General features: G+C 60.0%; 16 protein-coding genes. 10 read left to right on the forward strand and 6 right to left on the reverse strand.

The window, feature by feature from the left end:
- The first annotated feature begins 258 nt into the window (after positions 1 to 258).
- A complete protein-coding gene (locus ABNT42_RS02550; protein ID WP_348693607.1) occupies positions 259 to 1,548 on the forward strand; it encodes a tetratricopeptide repeat protein in 1,290 nt (429 codons plus the stop codon).
- Positions 1,549 to 1,571: 23 nt separating this feature from the next.
- On the opposite strand, the gene ABNT42_RS02555 is transcribed toward ABNT42_RS02550, so the two are convergent.
- Positions 1,572 to 1,826 carry a hypothetical protein gene (locus tag ABNT42_RS02555; RefSeq protein ID WP_348693609.1) on the reverse strand — a complete coding sequence of 85 codons (255 nt, stop codon included), beginning with the start codon at positions 1,824 to 1,826 and terminating at the stop codon, positions 1,572 to 1,574.
- On the opposite strand from ABNT42_RS02555, the gene ABNT42_RS02560 reads away from it, so the two are divergent.
- Complete coding sequence (locus ABNT42_RS02560) at positions 1,821 to 2,795, forward strand: L,D-transpeptidase family protein (RefSeq protein WP_348693612.1); 975 nt, start codon at positions 1,821 to 1,823, stop codon at positions 2,793 to 2,795. The two genes, ABNT42_RS02555 and ABNT42_RS02560, sit on opposite strands and share 6 nt — an antisense overlap.
- A 52-nt stretch (positions 2,796 to 2,847) precedes the next feature.
- On the opposite strand, the gene ABNT42_RS02565 is transcribed toward ABNT42_RS02560, so the two are convergent.
- The gene (locus ABNT42_RS02565; protein WP_348693615.1) at positions 2,848 to 3,351 is read right to left on the reverse strand and encodes an acyloxyacyl hydrolase; all 504 of its coding nucleotides are present in this window, start codon (positions 3,349 to 3,351) and stop codon (positions 2,848 to 2,850) included.
- Positions 3,352 to 3,509: 158 nt separating this feature from the next.
- Here ABNT42_RS02565 and ABNT42_RS02570 point away from each other — a divergent pair, with 158 nt between their 5' ends.
- Positions 3,510 to 4,406 (forward strand): NAD(P)-dependent oxidoreductase, encoded by an 897-nt coding sequence (locus ABNT42_RS02570; RefSeq protein WP_348693617.1) that lies wholly within the window; start codon positions 3,510 to 3,512, stop codon positions 4,404 to 4,406.
- Positions 4,407 to 4,409: 3 nt separating this feature from the next.
- Here ABNT42_RS02570 and ABNT42_RS02575 read toward each other — a convergent pair whose 3' ends face one another.
- Positions 4,410 to 5,603 carry a M20 aminoacylase family protein gene (locus ABNT42_RS02575; protein WP_348693620.1) on the reverse strand — a complete coding sequence of 398 codons (1,194 nt, stop codon included), beginning with the start codon at positions 5,601 to 5,603 and terminating at the stop codon, positions 4,410 to 4,412.
- Between the two features lie 137 nt (positions 5,604 to 5,740).
- Here ABNT42_RS02575 and ABNT42_RS02580 point away from each other — a divergent pair, with 137 nt between their 5' ends.
- From ABNT42_RS02580 to ABNT42_RS02595, 4 genes are all read left to right on the forward strand, one after another.
- A complete protein-coding gene (locus ABNT42_RS02580) occupies positions 5,741 to 7,822 on the forward strand; it encodes a molybdopterin oxidoreductase family protein (RefSeq protein WP_348693623.1) in 2,082 nt (693 codons plus the stop codon).
- Between the two features lie 9 nt (positions 7,823 to 7,831).
- Positions 7,832 to 8,968 (forward strand): aminopeptidase, encoded by a 1,137-nt coding sequence (locus ABNT42_RS02585; protein WP_348693625.1) that lies wholly within the window; start codon positions 7,832 to 7,834, stop codon positions 8,966 to 8,968.
- Between the two features lie 191 nt (positions 8,969 to 9,159).
- On the forward strand, positions 9,160 to 10,851 hold the full coding sequence (locus ABNT42_RS02590; protein ID WP_348693627.1) for a long-chain-fatty-acid--CoA ligase: 1,692 nt from the start codon (positions 9,160 to 9,162) through the stop codon (positions 10,849 to 10,851).
- A 3-nt stretch (positions 10,852 to 10,854) separates the two neighbouring features.
- The gene (locus tag ABNT42_RS02595; protein WP_348693630.1) at positions 10,855 to 12,525 is read left to right on the forward strand and encodes a long-chain-fatty-acid--CoA ligase; all 1,671 of its coding nucleotides are present in this window, start codon (positions 10,855 to 10,857) and stop codon (positions 12,523 to 12,525) included.
- A gap of 173 nt (positions 12,526 to 12,698) precedes the next feature.
- On the opposite strand, the gene ABNT42_RS02600 is transcribed toward ABNT42_RS02595, so the two are convergent.
- Both ABNT42_RS02600 and ABNT42_RS02605 read right to left on the reverse strand, forming a co-directional pair.
- A complete protein-coding gene (locus ABNT42_RS02600; RefSeq protein WP_348693632.1) occupies positions 12,699 to 14,270 on the reverse strand; it encodes an alkaline phosphatase D family protein in 1,572 nt (523 codons plus the stop codon).
- Positions 14,271 to 14,298: 28 nt separating this feature from the next.
- Positions 14,299 to 14,748: an acyl-CoA thioesterase gene (locus ABNT42_RS02605; RefSeq protein ID WP_155436619.1), complete on the reverse strand. Its 450-nt coding sequence runs from the start codon at positions 14,746 to 14,748 to the stop codon at positions 14,299 to 14,301.
- Between the two features lie 61 nt (positions 14,749 to 14,809).
- On the opposite strand from ABNT42_RS02605, the gene ABNT42_RS02610 reads away from it, so the two are divergent.
- Both ABNT42_RS02610 and ABNT42_RS02615 read left to right on the forward strand, forming a co-directional pair.
- Positions 14,810 to 16,669, forward strand: coding sequence for an ABC transporter ATP-binding protein/permease (locus tag ABNT42_RS02610; RefSeq protein WP_348693634.1), 1,860 nt, complete (start codon positions 14,810 to 14,812; stop codon positions 16,667 to 16,669).
- 22 nt (positions 16,670 to 16,691) lie between these two features.
- Complete coding sequence (locus tag ABNT42_RS02615) at positions 16,692 to 18,116, forward strand: M20/M25/M40 family metallo-hydrolase (RefSeq protein ID WP_348693637.1); 1,425 nt, start codon at positions 16,692 to 16,694, stop codon at positions 18,114 to 18,116.
- Positions 18,117 to 18,196: 80 nt separating this feature from the next.
- On the opposite strand, the gene ABNT42_RS02620 is transcribed toward ABNT42_RS02615, so the two are convergent.
- Positions 18,197 to 19,450 (reverse strand): dicarboxylate/amino acid:cation symporter, encoded by a 1,254-nt coding sequence (locus tag ABNT42_RS02620; RefSeq protein ID WP_348693639.1) that lies wholly within the window; start codon positions 19,448 to 19,450, stop codon positions 18,197 to 18,199.
- A gap of 216 nt (positions 19,451 to 19,666) precedes the next feature.
- On the opposite strand from ABNT42_RS02620, the gene ABNT42_RS02625 reads away from it, so the two are divergent.
- On the forward strand, positions 19,667 to 20,392 hold the full coding sequence (locus tag ABNT42_RS02625) for an amino acid ABC transporter ATP-binding protein (protein ID WP_348693642.1): 726 nt from the start codon (positions 19,667 to 19,669) through the stop codon (positions 20,390 to 20,392).
- The last annotated feature ends 87 nt before the right edge of the window (positions 20,393 to 20,479 follow it).

Below are 20,479 nucleotides of genomic sequence, written 5' to 3' on the forward strand. Positions count from 1 at the left end.
TCCCACCCCTTCCCATCCCGAACAGGACCGTGAAACAACTCTGCGCCGATGATAGTGCTGCAACCAGTGTGAAAGTAGGTTATCGTCAAGCTAGTTATTAAGAAAGCCCCCACCGCCATATGCGAATTGATCGCATACAGTGCAGGTGGGGGTTTTTGCATTTGTGTAGCAAAAAACACATGGTATTAACACTCTAGATTTTGAGTTAGAGAAACTAAAGGTGTACCATGTGGACTTTCGTGCTTGCTTTCTATCCTGATGAAAAATAAGACAGCGCTGTACCGTGCTTTGACTGCCGCTGGTATCGTGGCATCCCTGTGTTTGTTTGCGCCAGCCTATGCTGACGAGATCGCTGATGTAGGTAAGCTGGCCAAGGCTGGCAAAGTGGTAGAAGCACTGAGCAAAGCCAACGAATATCTGGCCAAACATCCGGCCGATCCGCAGATGCGCTTCATGAAAGGCGTATTGCTGACGGAGCAGAACAAGTCCGAAGAGGCGATCGCCGTCTTTACCAAACTAACCGAAGATTACAAAGATCTCCCGGAGCCGTATAACAATCTGGCAGTGCTGTATGCCGCCAGTGGTCAGTATGACAAGGCCCGCATCGCGCTGGAAAAAGCCATCCGCACCAATCCCAGCTATATGACGGCCTATGAAAATCTGGGTGACGTGTATGGCAAGATGGCCAGTCAGGCTTATGATAAGGCGCTGGCACTGGGCGCTAATAATACGCCGGCGAAATCGCGCCTCACGCTGTTGCGCAGCTTCTCCAGCACCACCGGCGCCAAAGGCAATGGGCCTGAACTGATACCCGCCCCACCTGCGCCAGCCGCTGCACCGGCACCTGCGCCGCAAGTGGCGCAGGCTGGGCGTCCTGCTGCACCGCCGCTGATTTCCCAGATTCCGGCAGATAGCGGCAAGAACACCATGCTGACGCGGATTCCTGCGCTGTCGGTGACGCCACCAGCACCAGCTCCATCTGCGGCTAAACCAGCACCGGCTCCGGCGCCCGTTCCCGCGCCGACGCCTGCCCCTGCTCCTGCTGCCAAGCCAGCGGTGCCTGTGCCGCTGCCAGTACCGGTGCTGGCTAAGACCGAGCCTGCCAAGCCTGCGCCTGCGCCAGTCGTCGCTAAACCGGAGCCTGTCAAAGTCGAACCGCCTAAGCCTGCCAAGCCGGAAGCGCCTAAGCCGGCTAAACCTGATACTAGTGAACGCGATGCGGTACTGGCTCAGGTCAATGGCTGGGCGAAAGCCTGGGCGGCACAGAATGTGGATTCCTACCTCGGTTACTATGGCCGTGATTTCGAACCGCCTAAGGGCATGACCCATAAGCAGTGGGCGGAAGAGCGCCGTAGCCGTATCGAAGGCAAGGGACGCATCCGTGTGGAAATCAGTTCGCCAGAAGTAGTGGTGACGGGAAATACCGCGAAAGTTACCTTCCGCCAGACCTATGAATCGGATCGTCTGACGGCAAGAAGCCGTAAAGTGCTCGTGCTCACCAAAAATGGTGGAAAATGGCAGATCAAGCAGGAGTCCTCGGGTAGCTGATGTCAACTTCAAGATTTAAAACCTCATGGCGGACGCGCCTTGCGCTGTCCGTCGTTTTTTTCGGCCTGCTGGCTGGCGAAGTCAGTTACGCCGCTAGAAAGCCAGCGCGGGCCGTTGCGCCCGCGAAGCCCAATCCGGAAGCCATGCTGGCGGAGATCCACAAGGAACTGGCCCAGCATAATCTTCGCGCAGCGCAGCAGAAAGCCGATGCTCTTGTCGAGGCTTACCCGACTTTCCGTCTGGGTCATCTGATCCGTGGCGATATTTTGCTTATGCATACCCGCCCCGTGGCGGCGTTGGGTGCGGCGGCCATGGTGCCGACTGCGCCCGTCGGCACGGATGCCAAGTTGGCCGATCTGCGCCGCGAAGCCACTGTGCGTATGCAGGCTGAGCCGGGCCGTCCAGCGCCGACGCTGCTGCCGCGCGCACTGCTGCAGATGCGTAAGGACCAGCGCCATGCCCTGATTGTCGATGCCAAGCATTCGCGCCTGTATCTGTACGAGAACCGTAACGATCAGATCCGCCTGCTGCAGGACTTCTATGTGAGTCAGGGCAAGTTAGGGATTAACAAGCTCAAGGAAGGTGATATGCGTACGCCGGTGGGCGTGTACACCATCATCGGCCGTCTGCCCGGCGTGAAGCTGCCTGACCTGTATGGCAAGGGGGCGTTACCGCTCGATTACCCGAACGACTGGGACAAGATACAGGGCCGTGGTGGCTCCGGCATATGGGTGCACGGCGTGCCGAACGAAACCTTCAGCCGTCCGCCGCTGTCCACCGACGGCTGTGTGGTCGTCAGCAATGACGACCTGAATCTGCTGACCCGTATCGTGGAAGTGGGCAAGACGCCGGTGCTGATCGGTGATCAGGTGGAGTTCGTCAGCAAGGAACAACTGGAGCGCGATCTGCGCGTGGCCAGCGGGCTGGTGGAGACGTGGCGGCGCGATGTGGAGAACCGTGACGAGGTGGCGCTGCGTTCGCTGTATTCGGCCCGTTTCAAGTCCTCCAATGATGGTGACCTGAGCACTTGGCTGGACAAGAACCGTTACCTGCCCGGTGTGAAGAACATCAGTGTGACGGTGACAGATTCTGCTTTCTTCCGTCAGCCTAGTCAGGAAGAAATGATCGTCAGCAGTTTTACCCAGCAGATTGTGGCCGGTAAGTTCCGCCATGCCGTGCGCAAGAAGCAGTACTGGGCGCGCGAAGGCAAGAACTGGAAGATCGTCGCCGAGTCGAATCTGTCCTGATAACAAAAAGCCCCTTGATCTCAAGGGGCTTTTTACTTTGCGGCGTTAGCGTTTAGAAGCGGTAAGCAGCTTTGACTTCAAGGAAGTTCACACCCGTATTCGGCTTCTTGTAGCCGCCGTTGGAGAAGTGCTGGATCTTGCCGGCCACTTCCCAGTTGTTGTCGAACACATAGCCGATACCCACATGGTCACCGAACTGGAAGTGGGTGGACAGGCGATAGGTATCGTTGTCGTACAGTTTGGACAGGCGGTGTACACCGATGCCGCCTTCGTAGTACAGACCCTTCTTGTTATCGTTCTGGAAGCGGAACACCGGCGTGAAGCCGACATCCCACAGGTGGGCGGTATTGCCCGGGATATTCTTGTACTGGCTTTCCTTCCATGCGCCAGCACTGAGTTCCCAGTAGCCGCTCAGGTGCGTGCCATTCGACTGGAACCAGCGTACATCCCAGTCCTTGGCGGCGCTCAGGCGCACCATCTGCACTTTGGCAGCAGTGCCAACATCGACCGAAACGGAGTCGACCAGCTGGTCATTGGCGGCGTATGCACCTTGCATAGCCAACAGCGTGGCGACGGACGCCAAAACTTTTTTCGTGAACATAGTATCCTTACTGAAGTGATGCTGTATCTAAAATTTATACGGCTGAGAAGATTGTACCGGTGTTTGCAGAATAATTCCGGCATCCGAATAATTGTTGATTTCAGGAGTGGGTTTTGGCGACAGGTATTGCCTTTCTGGGTATAGGTCTGATGGGAGATCCCATGGTGCGGCGTTTGCTGGCAGCCGGCCATGCGGTGACGGTGTGGAACCGTACGGCGGCCAAGGCGCTGCCGCTGGCCGAAGCGGGAGCAACGGTGGCGCCGGATCTGGCCAGTGCCGTACAGGGCGCAGGCATCGTCATCTCGATGCTGGAAGCGGGGCCTGTGGTGGGTGCCGTGCTGCAGGATGCTTTGCCGGCGCTGGCGCCGCAAGCGCTGTGGATCGATATGAGTTCCACCCGTCAGGATGAAGCGCAAGCTTTCCATGCGTTGCTGACGGCGCAGGGGCGGCGCTTTATCGATGCGCCTGTATCGGGCGGCGTGGGCGGTGCGGCGGCTGGCACGCTGGCTATCATGGCGGGCGGTACGCAGGCTGACTTCGACGAAGCGGTTCCGGTGCTGCAGGCCATGGGGCGCCCGACGCTGGTGGGGCCGGCCGGTAGCGGGCAGGTGGCCAAGCTGTGCAATCAGCTGATCGTGGGCGCCACCATCAACGTGGTGGCGGAGGCGCTGCTGCTGGCACAGGCGGCAGGCGCCGATCCCGCAGCCATGCGCGCAGCCATCCGCGGTGGCTTTGCCGAGAGCAAAATTCTTGATGTACATGGCCAGCGTATGCTGGAACGGAATTTTGTTGCCGGTGGTCAGGTCAAGACACAGTTGAAAGACCAGCAGAATATTCTGGCGGCCGCACATGCAGCGGGATTGCAGCTGCCGATTACGCAGCTGGTGACCGAGCGCTACCAGTCGCTGGTGCAGACAGTGCCGCAGGCTGACCATGCGGCCGGATTGCTGGGACTAGAGGCGCTCAATCCGGGCGTGCGCCTGGGCGACGCACCGGATCGGCTAGCTTAAGGCTCAGGCCGGCGCCAGCGCCTTTTCCACCAGCTTGACCCAGAAGCTGGCACCGATAGGCAGCAGATTGTCGTTGAAGTCGTAGCTGGCGTTGTGCAGCACGCAGGGGCCGAGCCCGTGACCACCGTCGCGATGCTCGCCTTCGCCGTTGCCGATAAAGACGTAGCAGCCCGGCTTGGCCTGCAGGAAGAAGGCGAAGTCTTCCGCGCCCATGGTCGGCTCGACCTGATCGTCGACATTTTCCGCACCCACCACTTCCTTCATGACTTCCACCGCAAAGCGGGTCTGCTGGGCATGGTTGACCAGCGGCGGGTAGTTGCGGCGGAACTTGAATTCCACTTCGGCACCAAAGGCAGCGGCGGTATGCTGCGCCACTTCGCCCATGCGCTGCTCTATCATGTCCAGTACGGGCTGGGTGAAGGTACGTACGGTGCCGACCAGATTGGCTTCGTCGGGGATCACGTTGGTGGCGCTGCCGGCGTGAATCTGGGTGATCGACAGCACGGCCGTATCCAGCGGGCTTTTCTGCCGGCTGATGATGGTCTGCCAGCTCTGGGCAATCTGCACGGCGATCATCACAGGATCGATGCCCTTGTGCGGCTGGGCGGCGTGAGCGCCCTTGCCTTTGACGGTGACGTAGAACTCGTTACTGGATGCCATCATGGGGCCGGCCGTCACGCTCATGGTGCCGGCCGCAGCGCCCGGCCAGTTGTGCATGCCGTAAATCTCGTCCATCGGGCATTGCTCGAACAGGCCGTCTTCTATCATGCTGCGCGCACCGGCGCCGCCTTCTTCGGCCGGCTGGAATACCAGATACACGGTGCCATCGAAATTGCGCTGCTCGGCCAGATACTTGGCCGCACCCAGTAGCATGGCCGTGTGGCCATCGTGGCCGCAGGCGTGCATCTTGCCCGCATGGCGCGAAGCGTGGGCGAAGGTGTTAATTTCCTGCATGGGCAAGGCATCCATATCGGCGCGCAGGCCGATCGCGCGGCTTGACGTGCCATTCTTGATGATGCCGACTACGCCGGTCTTGCCGAGGCCGCGGATCACGGGGATGCCCCACGCCGTCAACTGGGCCGCGACGATATCGGAGGTGCGCTGTTCTTCGTAACAGAGTTCGGGATGGGCGTGCAGGTCGCGGCGGATCTGCTGTATTTCCGCTTGAAATGCAATGATGGGATCAACTAATTTCATCTGCGTCTCCAGTATTTGGTTCGCCTGCCTCGTGGGCAGCGAGAACAGCCATTGTAGCCCTTGTCAGCCAAACAAATCCAGCAAGGCCAGAATCGGCTACGATACGGGTTTCAGAAGCTGTAATCCGGATTAAAGACATGACAAGCACACAAGTTGTTCGCGCCACCTGCCCCCACGATTGCCCTGACACCTGCGCGCTGCTGGTGACGGTGGAAGATGGCGTGGCCACCGCCGTCAAAGGCGATCCCGACCACCCGACCACGGCCGGTGTGCTGTGCACCAAGGTGTCGCGCTATACCGAGCGCACTTACCACGAGGAGCGCCTGCTGTACCCGCTGCGCCGCGTGGGCAAGAAGGGCGAGGGCAAGTTCGAGCGCATCAGCTGGGGGGAAGCACTGGACACCATCGCCAGCCGGCTGGGCAGCATCGCCGCGCGCGATCCGCAAGCCATCCTGCCGTATAGCTATTGCGGCACCATGGGATTGGTGCAGGGCGAATCGATGTCGGCGCGCTTCTTCCACCAGCTGGGGGCTTCGCTGCTGGACCGCACCATCTGCGCGACGGCCGGATTTACTGGTTACAAGTACACCATCGGTGCCACCATCGGCACCGACCTTGAACAGTTCCAGAACGCCAAGCTGATATTGATCTGGGGCGGCAACCCGATCGCTTCGAATCTGCACTTCTGGACCCGTGCGCAGGAAGCCAAGCGGCGCGGCGCCAAGCTGATTGCCATTGACCCGTATCGCTCGCTGACGGCGGAGAAATGCCATCAGCACATCGCGCTGCTGCCCGGCACGGATGCGGCGCTGGCACTGGGGCTGATGCATGTGCTGATCGCCGAAGACTTGCTCGATCACGACTACATCGCCAACTACACCGTCGGCTTTGAGGCGCTCAAGCAGCGCGTGGCGGAATGGACGCCCGAACGTACGGCCGAAACCTGCGGGATCACGGTGGCGGAAGTGGTGGAACTGGCGCGCCTGTATGGCGGCATGGCGAAAGCCGGTGAGCCGGTGGCGATCCGCACCAACTACGGCGTACAGCGCGTGCATGGCGGCGGCATGGCGGTGCGTAACCTGACCTGTTTGCCGGCACTGGTGGGCGCATGGCGCCACGCGGCCGGTGGTGTGCAGCTATCGGCCAGCGGTGGCTTCCCTACCAATAAGGCGGCGTTGCAGCGGCCCGACCTGCTGACCAAGCAGCCACGCACCATCAACATGACCACCATCGGCGACGATCTGCTGCGCGCTGCCTCGCCAGAGTTCGGTCCGGCAGTGGAAGCGGTGATCGTCTACAACGCTAACCCGCTGGCGATTGCACCGGACTCGTCCAAGGTGATGGCCGGCTTTGCCCGCGAAGATCTGTTCACCGTGGTACTGGAACACTTCCAGACCGATACGGTGGACTATGCCGACATCGTGTTGCCTGCCACTACCCAGCTGGAACATGTCGATGCGCACAGCGCCTACGGCCATCTGTACATGATGGCCAATAATGCGGCGATTGCACCGCTGGGCGAAGCCAAGCCGAATACGGAAGTATTCCGCCTGCTGGCGCAGCGCATGGGCTTTAGCGATCCCTGCTTCAAAGATAGCGACGATGAACTCGCTGCCATGGCCTTTAACCGTCAGGATGCGCGCGCCGTCCACTTTGACTGGGATGCGCTCAAGCAGAAGGGCTGGCAGAAACTGAATATGCCGGATGCCCCGTTCGCGCAAGGCGGCTTCCCTACGCCATCGGGCAAATGCGAGTTCTATTCGGCCAGCATGGCGGCTGATGGACTGGACCCGCTGCCGGCCTATATCGCACCGTATGAATCGGTGGCCAGCAATCCGGAACTGGCCAAGCGCTATCCGCTGGCGATGATTTCGCCGCCGGCCCGTAACTTCCTGAATTCCACGTTTGTGAACGTGAAGAGCTTGCGTTCGGCCGAAGGCGAGCCTCATCTGGATATCCATCCGGACGATAGTGCGGCACGCGGCATCAGCGATGGCGACATGGTGCGCATCTTCAATGATCGCGGCAGTTTCATCGCCAAGGCACGCGTGACGGACAAAGCCCGTGCCGGTCTGGTGGTGGGGTTGTCGGTGTGGTGGAAGAAACTGGCGCGCGATGGCAAGAACGCCAATGAAGTGACCAGCCAGCGCCTGACCGACATGGGCCGTGCGCCCACCTTTTACGATACACTGGTCGAAGTCGAAAGAGCCGCCACCTGAAGGTGATGTATGTTCCAGCCTGTCCGCCACTGTGCCCGCGCCAGACTCTGGCTGGCACGCTGGCGGATAGGCTTGTTATTGCTGGGGCTGGCTGGTTGCGCCCAGTTGCAGTACTACGTGCAGGCAGCGCAAGGCCAGTATGCGCTATGGTCTGATGCTCGGCCCATCGAAGACTGGCTGGGCGATCCCGCGACCGATCCCAAACTCAAGGCGCGGCTGGAAAAAGCCCTGCTGATACGGCGTTTCGCCGTGCACGAACTGGGGCTACCCGACAATGCCAGCTACCGCAACTATGCTGCGCTGAGCCGCCCGTTTGTTTTGTGGAATGTGGTGGCCACGCCGGAATTCTCGCTGGAGCCCTTACGCTGGTGTTTTCCCATCGCTGGCTGTGTCAGTTATCGGGGCTACTACAGCAAGGATGACGCACAGGCGTTTGCCGAGGGCTTGCGTGCCGAGGGCAGGGATGTGCAGGTGGGCGGCGTGCCTGCTTATTCCACCTTAGGCTGGTTCAGCGATCCGCTGCTATCGACCTTCATTCATTATTCCGATGCCGAACTGGCACGTATGATCTTCCACGAACTGGCGCATCAGGTGGTGTATGTGGCGGGCGATAGCACGTTTAACGAAAGCTTTGCCACGGCTGTCGAAGAAGCCGGGCTGGAACGCTGGCTGGCACTGTATGGCAACGAGGCCATGCGCGCCGCATACGTGCAGTACAACGCGCGCCGTCAGGCCTTTCTTGGCTTGTTGCTAACGCACCGCAACATGCTCGAACAGCTCTATGCTGAAAAGACCAGCGCACGCCACAAACGGATGCGCAAAGCGGCCATCTTCCAGCACCTGCAAGACCAGTATCAGCAACTGAAAATGAGCTGGGGTGGCTATGTCGGTTATGACCGCTGGTTTGCCGAGCCACTGAATAACGCCCACCTGAGCGCAGTGGGAACTTACCACGAACTGTTGCCTGCTTTCCGCAATCTCCTAAAGCAAGAACGAACGTTCGTTCGATTTTATGGTGCAGTGCAAAATCTGGCATCTCTTGATTTGCCTCAACGTCAGCAACGCTTGCAGCAACTGAGTCCTCCTGTAATGCTGCATGCCGACATCGCGCCGCAATCGGTTTCAGGCGTAGAACCAGCAAAATGATGCTGCGATGCAGCAAGAAATACCCGTTAGAAGGGGTGTTCAAATGTGGTTAAATGCGCTTGCGTCTGAGCTTGCTGCCCGATAGCATCGACATAAGTAGGCTCCGGAAGTGCGCATAGACGACACACCGGCACCCGTACCGGCACTGTGCGCCGGAACCCTTATAACGATCACGAGACACGAGGCACAGCATGGAAAAAATCTGGTTGAAGTCTTACCCGCCCGGGATGCCGACAGAGATAGACGCAAGTCAATACAGTTCGTTGGTGCAACTGATGGAAGAGTCCTTCCACAAGTTTGCAGATCGCAAGGCGTATGTGTGCATGGATAAATACCTCAGCTATGCCGAGGTGGATCTGTACTCCAAACGTCTGGGTGCATGGCTGCAAAGCCGCGGCCTGAAAAAAGGGGCGCGCGTGGCCATCATGATGCCGAACGTGCTGCAATACCCGATTGCCATTGCTGCCATCCTGCGTGCCGGTTACACCGTGGTCAACGTCAATCCGCTGTACACGCCGCGTGAACTCGAACACCAGCTCAACGATTCGGGTAGCGAAGCCATCATCGTGCTGGAGAACTTTGCCACCACGCTGGAGCAGGTGCTGACCCGCACGCCTGTCAAACACATCATCGTGGCCAATATGGGCGAAATGCTGGGCGGCCTGAAAGGCATGCTGGTCAATTTCGTGGTGCGCAACGTCAAGAAACTGGTGCCGCCCTACTCGCTGCCGAATGCCGTGCGCTTCAAGGATGCGCTGGCACAGGGCGCCGGTATGAAGCTGACGCCGGTGGCGCTGGAAGCCAGCGATCCCGCCTTCCTGCAGTACACGGGCGGCACCACGGGTGTCTCCAAAGGCGCCACGCTGACTCACACCAATGTGGTGGCCAATTTGCTGCAGACGGAAGCGTGGTCGGTGCCGGCGCTGGGTTCCGTGAAAGAACAGATTTCCATCGTCTGCGCGCTGCCGCTGTATCACATCTTCGCGCTGACCGCCTGCGCTATGTGGGGCACCCGTGTGGGCGCACTGAATATTCTGATTCCGAATCCGCGCGATATCGGCGGCTTCATCAAAGAGCTGCACAAGTACAAATTCAATATGCTGCCGGCCGTGAACACGCTGTACAACGCGCTGGTGAATCACCCCGGCTTTGCGGCGCTGGATTTCTCAGGCCTGAAGATCTGTAACGCAGGTGGTATGGCGCTGCAGAAAACGGTCAACGACAAATGGCTGAAGGCCACAGGCGTGCCGATTATCGAAGGCTATGGCTTGTCCGAGACATCGCCGGTTGCCACCTGTAACCGCGCCGATAGCCCTGCGTTTACCGGCACCATCGGCCTGCCTGTGCCATCGACCGATATCGCCATTCTCGATGACGACGGCAACCCTGTGCCCCTGGGCCAGTCGGGCGAGATCGCTATTCGTGGTCCACAGGTGATGGCGGGCTACTGGAATCGTCCTGACGAAACCGCCAAGGTGATGACACCGGACGGTTTCTTCAAATCGGGTGACGTGGGTGTGATGGACGAGAACGGCTATGTGCGTATCGTCGACCGCAAGAAGGACATGATTCTCGTATCCGGTTTCAACGTCTATCCGAATGAACTGGAAGCCGTGATTGCGGCCCACCCCGGCGTACTGGAGTGCGCCTGCATCGGCGTGCCGGACGAACACTCGGGCGAAGCCGTGAAAGTCTTCGTGGTGAAGCGCGATCCTAACCTGACGCAGGAAGACCTGATGGCCTACTGCAAAGAACAATTTACCGGCTATAAAAAGCCGAAATATATCGAGTTCCGCGAGGAGCTACCCAAAACCAATGTCGGGAAAATCCTGCGGCGCATGCTGCGTGATGAAGCGCCCGGCCAGAACCAGAAAGCTGCATAACACATGGAAAAGATTTGGCTCAAGTCCTACCCGGAAGGCGTTCCTGCCGAGATCGACGTTAACCAGTACCGCTCGGTGACCCATCTGCTGGAAGAAGCGTTCAGCAAATACGCCGACCGCAATGCGTATGTGTGCATGGACAAGTTCCTCACCTACCGCGAGCTGGATAAGCTGTCGCAGCAGATGGGCGCATGGCTGCAAAGCAAAGGCCTGCATGCAGGCGCGCGCGTTGCCATCATGCTGCCGAACGTGCTGCAGTATCCGGTAGCGATGGCAGCCATTTTGCGTGCCGGTTATGCGGTGGTGAACGTCAACCCGCTGTACACGCCGCGCGAACTGCAGCACCAACTGCTGGACTCCGGTGCGGAAGCCATCATCGTGCTGGAAAACTTTGCCACCACGGTGGAGCAGGTGGTAGCGCATACCAAGGTCAAGCATGTGATCGTGGCCACCATGGGCGATATGCTGGGCACTTTCAAAGGCGCGCTGGTGAATCTGGTGGTGCGCAAAGTGAAGAAGATGGTGCCGGCATATTCACTGCCGCAGGCCGTGTCGTTCAAGCGCGTGCTAGCCGAAGGCGCGCGCCTGAAGCTGGAGCCGGTCAAACAGGGCCTCGAGGATATCGCCTTCCTGCAGTACACGGGCGGTACCACGGGCGTCTCCAAGGGCGCGGTGCTGCTGCACCGTAACATCATTGCCAACGTGCTGCAGAATGAAGCCTGGTTGCAGTTCAAGCAGCAGAATCAGCAACTGGTGTTCGTCTGCGCGCTGCCGCTGTACCACATCTATTCGCTGACCGTGAGCGCCTTCATGGGCACGCGCATGGGCGGCCTGAACTTGCTGATTCCGAATCCGCGCGATATTCCCGGCTTTGTGAAAGAACTGGCCAAGTATCCGGTGGCCGTATTCCCCGCTGTGAATACGCTGTACAACGCATTGCTCAACAACCCTGACTTCGCCAAGCTGGACTTCTCTTCCTATTCGGTCTGCAACGGTGGAGGCATGGCAGTGCAACAGGCCGTGGCCGACCGCTGGCTGAAGCTGACGGGCACTCCTATCATTGAAGGTTACGGCATGTCCGAGACTTCGCCAGTGGCAACGGCCAACCGCATCGACATCAAGGAGTTCACTGGCACTATCGGCCTGCCGATTCCATCGACCGACATCTGCATTCTCGATGACGATGGCAAGGAACTGCCGCTGGGTCAGGCCGGCGAGATCGCTGTCCGTGGTCCGCAGGTGATGGCTGGTTACTGGAACCGTGCCGACGAAACGGCCAAATCGATGACGGCAGATGGCTTCTTCAAGACGGGCGACGTGGGCGTGATGGATGAACGCGGCTTCACCCGCATTGTCGACCGCAAGAAGGACATGATCATCGTCTCCGGCTTCAACGTCTATCCGAACGAAGTGGAAGGCGTGATTGCTTCCCATCCGGGCGTGCTGGAAGTAGCCTGCATCGGCGTGCCGGACAAGCATTCGGGCGAAGCCGTGAAGCTATTCGTAGTGCGCAAAGATCCGGCCCTGACGGCGGACCAGCTGCTGGACTTCTGCAAGCATGAACTGACGGCCTACAAAAAGCCCAAGTACATCGAGTTCCGCGACGAGCTGCCGAAGACCAACGTGGGCAAGATCCTGCGTCGCCAGTTGCGCGACGAAAAAGCCGCTGCCTAAGCTGCACGGATAGCTCCCAGAGATCGCCTGCTTCGCCAGGCGATTTTTTTTATGGGGTCAGGTCGGGCAATGTGCAGGCGTCAGGTCGGGCAATGTGCAGAAGTTTGAGTAATCTCAAGGAATGCACCAATGCCCGACCTGACACCGACACTTTGCCCGACCTGACCCCAAGTTTATGTACGGATTAGGCCTGGGCGGCCATTCTGGACGAGGAAGCTGGCGCAGGTGCGGATGGCGCTGTCGGCCTGATGCACGTCGTCGAGCGCGAGGAATAAGGTGGTGCAGTCGGTAGGCGTAAGATGCAGCAGCATGAAGCCGCGCTTGTCGCTGCGGCCATAGCGCAGGCTGTGGTTCATGCTGACGTATTGCTCGGTGCGGGCTTGCGGGCGTGACGACGAGGTGACCGAGGTGCCGACGAATTCGGTGGCGATCACAGGATTAGTCGGTGAGCGCGGGCGTGTGGGCTGGCGGTTCAGTTCTGCGGCGAAGAAGCTGTGGACATCGCCGCCAAGGATCAGGGGATTGCTGGCGCGGCTGTTGTAAAGGGCGTCGAACAGGCGCTGGCGCGCGGCCGGATAACCATCCCAGCCATCGGTCCAGTAGCGGCCATCATTGTCATGCAGCAGCGGTAGCTGGCTGTTGGGTGCCATTAGTGTCTGCTGGGCGAGGATGTTCCAGCGCGCGCTAGAACTGGCTAGTCCCTGTTCCAGCCAGCGTTGCTGCTCCGGCCCCAGCATGCTGCGGGTGGGGGCGTTGAGTGCGCTGCAGGCGCGCTCCAGCATGGAACTCGAACCGCCACGGCCTGCCGGCGTGCAGGGCTGGTAGGCGCGGTACTGGCGGTCGTCGAGCACATGGAAGCGCGCTAGCTGGCCCCAGTCATAGCGCTGGTACATGCGCAGATTGGCAAAGTCGGCCGGCGGCAGGCGCAGCGGCATGTGTTCGTAGAACGCCTGATAGGCTGCGGCGCGGCGTGCCATGAAGTCGGGCGATAGGCGCTCGTCGCGGTCGTTGGCATAGTCGTTGGCGACTTCATGATCATCCCAAGTGACTATCCATGGTGCGACCAGATGGGCGGCCTGCAGGTCGGCGTCGCTTTTGTACTGGGCGTAGCGGGCGCGATATTCGGCCAGCGTAAAGCTCTCGTTGCTGCGCACGGCGCTGGCCGGATGCTGGCGCTGGTAAGGGCCCCATTCGTAGATGTAATCGCCCAGGAAGGCCACCAGATCGGGCGCGGTGGCGGCGATGTGGCGGTGCGCTGCATAGCTGCCGAATTCCCAGTGCTGGCAGGAGGCTACGGCCAGTTTGAGTTGGGCGGGCATGCTGCCAGTCGCTGGTGCTGTGCGGGTTCGTCCTACGGGGCTGACGGCATCGCCCAGCATGAAGCGATACCAGTACCAGCGTTCGGGTGCGAGGCCGGTGACGTCGACGTGCACGCTGTGCGCGAGTGCCGGTGCAGCACTGGCCGTGCCTTCCGCGACGATGCGGCGGAACTGCTCGTCCTCGGCCATCTGCCAGCGCACCACATAGGCCAGTGGCGGCGTGGCGGCAGCGTTGAAGGGATCGTGCAGGATGCGGGTCCAGATCACCACTGCGTTGGGCAGCGGCGAACCGGATGCCACGCCGAGACTGAACGGGTAGTTGCTGGCGCTGGCAGGCATGGCACTTGCATTGCCTGTCAGGCCGGTCGCTGTCAGCGCACCCAGACGGGCGCCGGTCAGCAGGAACTGGCGGCGCGGACTGTCCATGCTGGTGCAGGTCGCGGCGAAATGGATCTTATGGGTGCAGCAGGGTTTCGATCGGTGGCACTTTGCGCGGCTTGCGGTCGGAGTCCGTGGCCACATAGGTCAGGGTGGCTTCCGTCACTTTGACGGTATCGGCCTGCAGGCGGTTGCGCTCGGCGTACACCTCGACGTTGACGGTGATCGAGGTGTTCCCCACGCGGACGATGTCGGCGTAGAAGGACAGCAGATCGCCCACGAATACGGGATTTTTGAATACAAAGGAGTTCACCGAAATCGTAGCAACGCGGCCATTGGCGCGGCGGGTGGCAGGCAGGGAACCGGCAATGTCGACCTGCGCCATGATCCAGCCGCCGAATACGTCGCCATACACGTTGGCATCGGAGGGCGCGGGCATCATGCGCAGTTCCGGCATCTTACCGGCGGGCAGACCGCGGTTGATGGTTTGAACGGCAACGGCTGGGGTATTTTCAGGGGTGGTCATCGTGAAATCTCTTGAAGGGCTACAATTAACGGGATTGAACCATAAAACGCCGACCTTCGCCATGCGCCGCTATTCTAATTCCTCGCCCGCCCCCGCCAGCCAGACTGCCGCTACCCGTAGCGATATGGCTACCATCAAGACGCTGCTGCCCTATCTGTGGGTGTACAAGTGGCGCGTGCTGCTGGCGCTAGGCTGCCTGGTCGGCGCCAAGCTGGCCAACGTGGGCGTACCAGTGGTGATGAAGAGTCTGATCGACCAGATGACTATTTCGCCCAGCCATCCGCAGGCGCTGCTGGTGCTGCCGCTGGGCGCGCTGGTAGCGTATGGCGTGCTGCGTGTATCGACCACCTTTTTCACCGAACTGCGCGAGTTCCTATTTGCGCGTGTGACCCAGCGTGCCGTGCGTACCATTGCGCTCAAGGTGTTTCGCCATCTGCACGCGCTGTCGCTGCGCTTTCACCTGAACCGTCAGACGGGCGGGATGACGCGCGATATCGAGCGGGGCACGCGCGCTGTCGGTTCGCTGATTTCGTACACACTGTTTAACATTCTGCCGACGCTGGTGGAGATCGCGCTGGTGCTGGGCTATCTGGTCACTCACTACGACATCTGGTTCACCGTGATTACCGTGGTGGCGCTAGTCACGTATATATCGTTTACCATTTTCATCACCGACTGGCGCACCCACTTCCGCCGCGCCATGAATGACCTCGATTCCAAGGCGAATACCAAGGCCATCGATTCGCTGCTCAATTACGAGACGGTCAAGTACTTCGGTAACGAGGACTACGAGGCCAGGCGCTATGACGAGGGGCTGCAGCGCTACGAATCGGCGGCGGTGAAATCGCAGACTTCGCTGTCGCTGCTGAATACAGGACAGTCGCTGATTATCGCCACGGCCGTCACGCTGATTCTATGGCGTGCCACGCAGGGCGTCATCGACGGCAAAATGACGCTCGGTGATCTGGTGCTGGTCAATGCCTTCATGATCCAGTTGTACATCCCGCTCAACTTCCTCGGAGTGATCTACCGCGAAATCAAACAGAGTCTGGCCGATATGGAGAAGCTGTTCTCGCTGCTGGATCAGAACCGTGAAGTGGCCGATGCGCCCGACGCGCGGCCACTGCAGACTCAAGGCGCCGAAGTACGCTTCAATAACGTGGAGTTCAGCTACGACCCGAAACGCCAGATACTGTTCGGCGTGGACTTTACCATCGCGGCCGGTACCACGACTGCCGTGGTGGGGCATAGCGGTTCGGGCAAATCTACTTTGTCACGATTGCTGTTCCGTTTCTACGAAGTTAATCAGGGCAGCATCACCATCGACGGGCAGGATCTGCGTGCCATTACGCAGGATTCGCTGCGCCATGCCATCGGCATCGTGCCGCAGGATACGGTGCTGTTCAACGACACCATCGAATACAACATCGCTTACGGTAAGCCGGGGGCGACGCACGAGCAGATCGTGGCGGCAGCACGTGCTGCCTCCATCCATGATTTCGTCGAGAGCCTGCCCGATGGCTATGCCACCATGGTGGGCGAACGCGGGCTGAAACTGTCTGGCGGCGAGAAGCAGCGCGTGGCAATCGCCCGTACCCTGCTGAAAAATCCTGCTATTCTGATTTTCGATGAAGCCACGTCGGCACTGGATTCCAAGGCCGAGCAGGCGATCCAGCAGCAACTGAAGGAAATCGCGCGCAACCGCACCACCATGGTCATCGCTCACCGACTGTCCACCGTGGCCGACGCAGAGCAGATACTGGTGCTCGATCATGGCCGCATCGTCGAACGTGGCACCCATCAGAGCCTGCTGGCCGCGAACGGGCTGTATGCACAAATGTGGCAACGCCAGCAGGCGTCGGCCGAAGAGAACCCCGCATCGCCAGCCAGCGATCTGGAACAAGCAGTTTCATTAAACTAAGGAAGCCAAGATGAAGTCTCCGATGAAGTCCCTTGTTACGCTGGGAGCTGCCAGCCTGCTGATGGCCGGCGTGCAGACTGCCTATGCATCGTCCGATCCGACCGAACAGCAGTTCCGTGCGCTCTATAAGGAGCTGGTGGAAACCAATACCACGCTGTCGTCCGGTAGCTGCACACTGGCGGCCGAACGTATCGCTGCGCGGTTGAAAACGGCGGGCTTCCCTGAAGCGGACTTGCATCTGTTTGCCGATCCGGCGCATCCGAAGGAAGGTGGCCTGGTGGCCGTGCTGCCCGGTAGTGACCCGAAAGCCAAGGCTATCCTGCTGCTGGCGCATATCGATGTGGTGGAAGCCAAGCGCGAAGACTGGACGCGTGATCCGTTCACGCTGATCGAGGAAGACGGCAAGTTCTTCGCCCGTGGTGTGGTCGATGACAAGGCACAGGCAGCTATCTGGGCCGATACGCTGGTGCGCTTCAAGTCGGAAGGCTATGTGCCGCGCCATACGCTGAAGATGGCGCTGACTTGCGGCGAAGAGACGGCCGGTGCCTTCAATGGCGCTGAATGGCTGACCAAGAACCGCCGCGAACTGATCGACGCGGGCTTCGCGCTGAACGAAGGTGCGGGCGGTGAGCTCAATGCCGCCGGCCGCCGCGTGTCGATGACGGTGCAGGCAGGCGAAAAAGTGGCGCAGAACTATCGCCTTGAAGTGACCAACCGTGGTGGCCACAGCTCGCGCCCGCAGAAGATCAACGCGATCTATCAACTGGCTGGTGCGCTGAAAAAAATCGAGACCTTCAGCTTCCCTAACCAGCTGACGGACGGCAGCCGTGGCTACCTGAAAGGTATGGCCAAGATACAGGCGGCCGAAGGACATCCGGACGTGGCCAAGGCCATGCTGGCAGTGGAGAAAAATCCGAAAGATGCCAAGTCGGTCGCGCTGCTCGATAGCCGCGATATCAGCTGGGCCACCATGCTGCACACCACCTGCGTGGCGACCATGCTCGATGCCGGTCATGCCACCAACGCGCTGCCGCAGCGTGCCCGTGCCAACGTCAACTGCCGTATCTTCCCCGGCGTGTCTCAGGAAGAAGTACGCCTCGCGCTGGTCAAGGCTATCAACGATCCGGCAGTGAAAGTGGAGACGCTGGAAATCCGTGGCGAGAATTCGGCGCCGCCGGAACTGACCCGCGCCATCATGGAGCCGGTGGAGAAGCTGACGGCAAAAATGTGGCCCGGTGTGCCCGTGCTGCCTATCCTGCAATCGGGGGCGACGGACGGCCAGTTCCTTAATGCGACCGGGATTCCCACCTATGGCATCAGCGGGATTTTCCTCACGCCGGATCTGGGTAATATCCACGGCCTCAACGAATACATCGGCGTGCAGTCGCTGATGGAAGGTCGCGCCTTCCTGCATGAGCTGGTGCGTACCTACGCTGGCCAGCCCTGAGCTGAATCGCTGACGCTGGCGGCGACGCAAAAAAATAAAGGCCGCATTAGCGGCCTTTATTTTGTGCGGTGGGCGCTGTCTTAGCGCGCGCGTACCATATCGGTTTCGCCCGGCGCGGCAAGCTCGCCTTCCCACTTGGCCACAACGGCGGTGGCTACGCCGTTACCGATCACGTTGGTGGCGGAGCGAGCCATGTCGAGGAAGTGGTCGATACCGAGCAGCAGCAGCATGCCGGCTTCCGGAATGTTGAACTGACCCAGCGTGGCAGCGATCACCACCAGCGATGCGCGTGGCACACCGGCCATGCCTTTGGAGGTCAGCATCAGCACCATCATCATGGTCATCTGCTGGCCCAGCGACATTTCGATGCCGTAAGCCTGAGCGATGAACACGGTGGCGAAGGTGCAGTACATCATCGAGCCATCGAGGTTGAACGAGTAGCCGATCGGCAGTACGAAGGCGGCCAGACGGTTACGCACACCGAAGCGCTCCAGACCTTCCAGGGTTTTCGGATAGGCTGCTTCGCTCGACGCGGTGGAGAAGGCCAGCAGGGTAGGGCTGCGCAGTTCGCGCAGCAGCGAGAAGATGCGGCCTTTGAGGAACAGGAAGCCGACCACGATCAGCAGTACCCACAGCAGCGCGATACCGAAGTAGAACTCGGCCATGAACACGCCGTAGGTGGACAGCACGCCCAGACCGTTCTTGGCGATGACGCCCGATACGGCAGCGAAAACGGCGATTGGTGCGAACTGCATCACGTAGCCGGTTACTTTCAGCATTACGTGTGCCACGCCGTCCAGCGCATCGACCATCACTTTGGCCTTGTCACCGACAGCCGCAGCGGCGGAACCGAAGAACAGCGAGAAAATCACGATCTGCAGGATTTCGTTCTTGGCCATGCCGTCCACGATGGAGGAAGGCACCAGGTGGGTGACGAATTCTTTCAGCGTCAGGCCCGAGGTCACCAGATCGACCTTGCCAGTTGCTGCGGCCATGTGGCCCAGCAGCGCGTCGCCAGGGCGGAAGATGTTAACCAGTATCAGCCCCAGGCTGAGCGACATCACCGAAGCGACGAAGAACCAGCCCAGCGTTTTCAGGCCAATGCGGCCCACTTCCGAGGTATCGCCCATCTTGGCGATGCCGCACACCAGCGTGGAGAACACCAGCGGCGCGATGATCATTTTAATCAGGCGAAGGAACAGGGTGGTAATCAGCGCCATGTAATCGGCAAACTCCACCGGTTTGGCCATGTTGACGTTGGCGAGGTAGCCGGCAAAGATGCCGAGCGCTAGGCCCACGAGGATGTAAGTGGTCAATCGGCTTTGTTTCTGCATGTTGTGTGTTCCCTGTGGTAGTGTCTCTCTGTGCCTGCGCAGAGGGCGGGGTGGCCGCCGCATAAAGGTTCTGACGCAGACTGCAGCTGGTATTTTATGGTCCGGCTGATGAAACTATTGGCAAGTTTGGCAGTATCCTTGTGGTCTTAGGTGCTGTCAAGCGCTTGCAGCGCCGCATCCACAGCCGCTGGTGCGGTTTTTTTAAGCAGCTCAAATATGATCGAAATTAACAACGTCAGCAAGTGGTATGGCCAGTTTCAGGTGCTCGTGGACTGCTCGGCACGGGTGGAAAAGGGGGATGTGATGGTGATCTGCGGGCCGTCCGGCTCCGGCAAATCCACCCTGATCAAGACCGTGAACGGGCTGGAACCCGTGCAGCAGGGCGAAATCCGCGTGGATGGCGTCAAAGTCAATGACAAGGCCACCGATCTGCCGGCGCTGCGTGCGCGCATCGGCATGGTGTTCCAGAATTTCGAGCTGTTTCCCCATCTGTCCGTGCGCGACAACCTGACGCTGGGCCAGATCAAGGTGCTGGGGCGTAGCCGCGACGAAGCGGTGGCGCGCGGGCTGCACTATCTGGAGCGGGTGGGGCTGCTGGCGCAGCAGGATAAATTCCCCAGCCAGCTCTCGGGCGGACAGCAGCAGCGCGTGGCGATTGCCCGCGCGCTGGCCATGGACCCTATCGCCATGCTGTTCGACGAGCCTACCTCGGCGCTTGATCCGGAAATGATCAACGAAGTGCTGGACGTGATGGTAGGGCTGGCGCAGGACGGCATGACCATGCTGGTAGTGACGCACGAAATGGGCTTTGCGCGCCGCGTGGCCAACCGGGTACTGTTCATGGATCAGGGCCGGATCGTGGAAGACAGCAGCAAGGAAGCCTTTTTCGCCGCTCCGCGCTCCGAGCGTGCGCGCGAGTTTCTGGCCCGGATCGTGCACTGAGCAGGGGGACGGGCTGCCAGTTAGGGGGCTGGTAGGGGTAAAATGGTGGAATTCGCCATTGTTAGCCTGAATTAGCCTGAAAGCGCG

The organism is Duganella fentianensis (genome assembly GCF_964031615.1).
Classification (GTDB): domain Bacteria; phylum Pseudomonadota; class Gammaproteobacteria; order Burkholderiales; family Burkholderiaceae_D; genus Rugamonas; species Rugamonas fentianensis_A.

Excerpts from the sequence above, each read along its gene's own strand:
- ABNT42_RS02595 (WP_348693630.1), top strand. The coding sequence starts at position 10,855 with ATGGAAAAGATTTGGCTCAAGTCCTACCCGGAAGGCGTTCCTGCCGAG.
- ABNT42_RS02610 (WP_348693634.1), top strand. The coding sequence starts at position 14,810 with ATGCGCCGCTATTCTAATTCCTCGCCCGCCCCCGCCAGCCAGACTGCC.
- ABNT42_RS02555 (WP_348693609.1), bottom strand. The coding sequence starts at position 1,826 with ATGCATAAGCAAAATATCGCCACGGATCAGATGACCCAGACGGAAAGT.
- ABNT42_RS02575 (WP_348693620.1), bottom strand. The coding sequence starts at position 5,603 with ATGAAATTAGTTGATCCCATCATTGCATTTCAAGCGGAAATACAGCAG.
- ABNT42_RS02585 (WP_348693625.1), top strand. The coding sequence starts at position 7,832 with ATGTTCCAGCCTGTCCGCCACTGTGCCCGCGCCAGACTCTGGCTGGCA.
- ABNT42_RS02590 (WP_348693627.1), top strand. The coding sequence starts at position 9,160 with ATGGAAAAAATCTGGTTGAAGTCTTACCCGCCCGGGATGCCGACAGAG.
- ABNT42_RS02605 (WP_155436619.1), bottom strand. The coding sequence starts at position 14,748 with ATGACCACCCCTGAAAATACCCCAGCCGTTGCCGTTCAAACCATCAAC.
- ABNT42_RS02600 (WP_348693632.1), bottom strand. The coding sequence starts at position 14,270 with ATGGACAGTCCGCGCCGCCAGTTCCTGCTGACCGGCGCCCGTCTGGGT.
- ABNT42_RS02620 (WP_348693639.1), bottom strand. The coding sequence starts at position 19,450 with ATGCAGAAACAAAGCCGATTGACCACTTACATCCTCGTGGGCCTAGCG.
- ABNT42_RS02625 (WP_348693642.1), top strand. The coding sequence starts at position 19,667 with ATGATCGAAATTAACAACGTCAGCAAGTGGTATGGCCAGTTTCAGGTG.
- ABNT42_RS02550 (WP_348693607.1), top strand. The coding sequence starts at position 259 with ATGAAAAATAAGACAGCGCTGTACCGTGCTTTGACTGCCGCTGGTATC.
- ABNT42_RS02580 (WP_348693623.1), top strand. The coding sequence starts at position 5,741 with ATGACAAGCACACAAGTTGTTCGCGCCACCTGCCCCCACGATTGCCCT.
- ABNT42_RS02565 (WP_348693615.1), bottom strand. The coding sequence starts at position 3,351 with ATGCAAGGTGCATACGCCGCCAATGACCAGCTGGTCGACTCCGTTTCG.
- ABNT42_RS02615 (WP_348693637.1), top strand. The coding sequence starts at position 16,692 with ATGAAGTCCCTTGTTACGCTGGGAGCTGCCAGCCTGCTGATGGCCGGC.
- ABNT42_RS02560 (WP_348693612.1), top strand. The coding sequence starts at position 1,821 with ATGCATACCCGCCCCGTGGCGGCGTTGGGTGCGGCGGCCATGGTGCCG.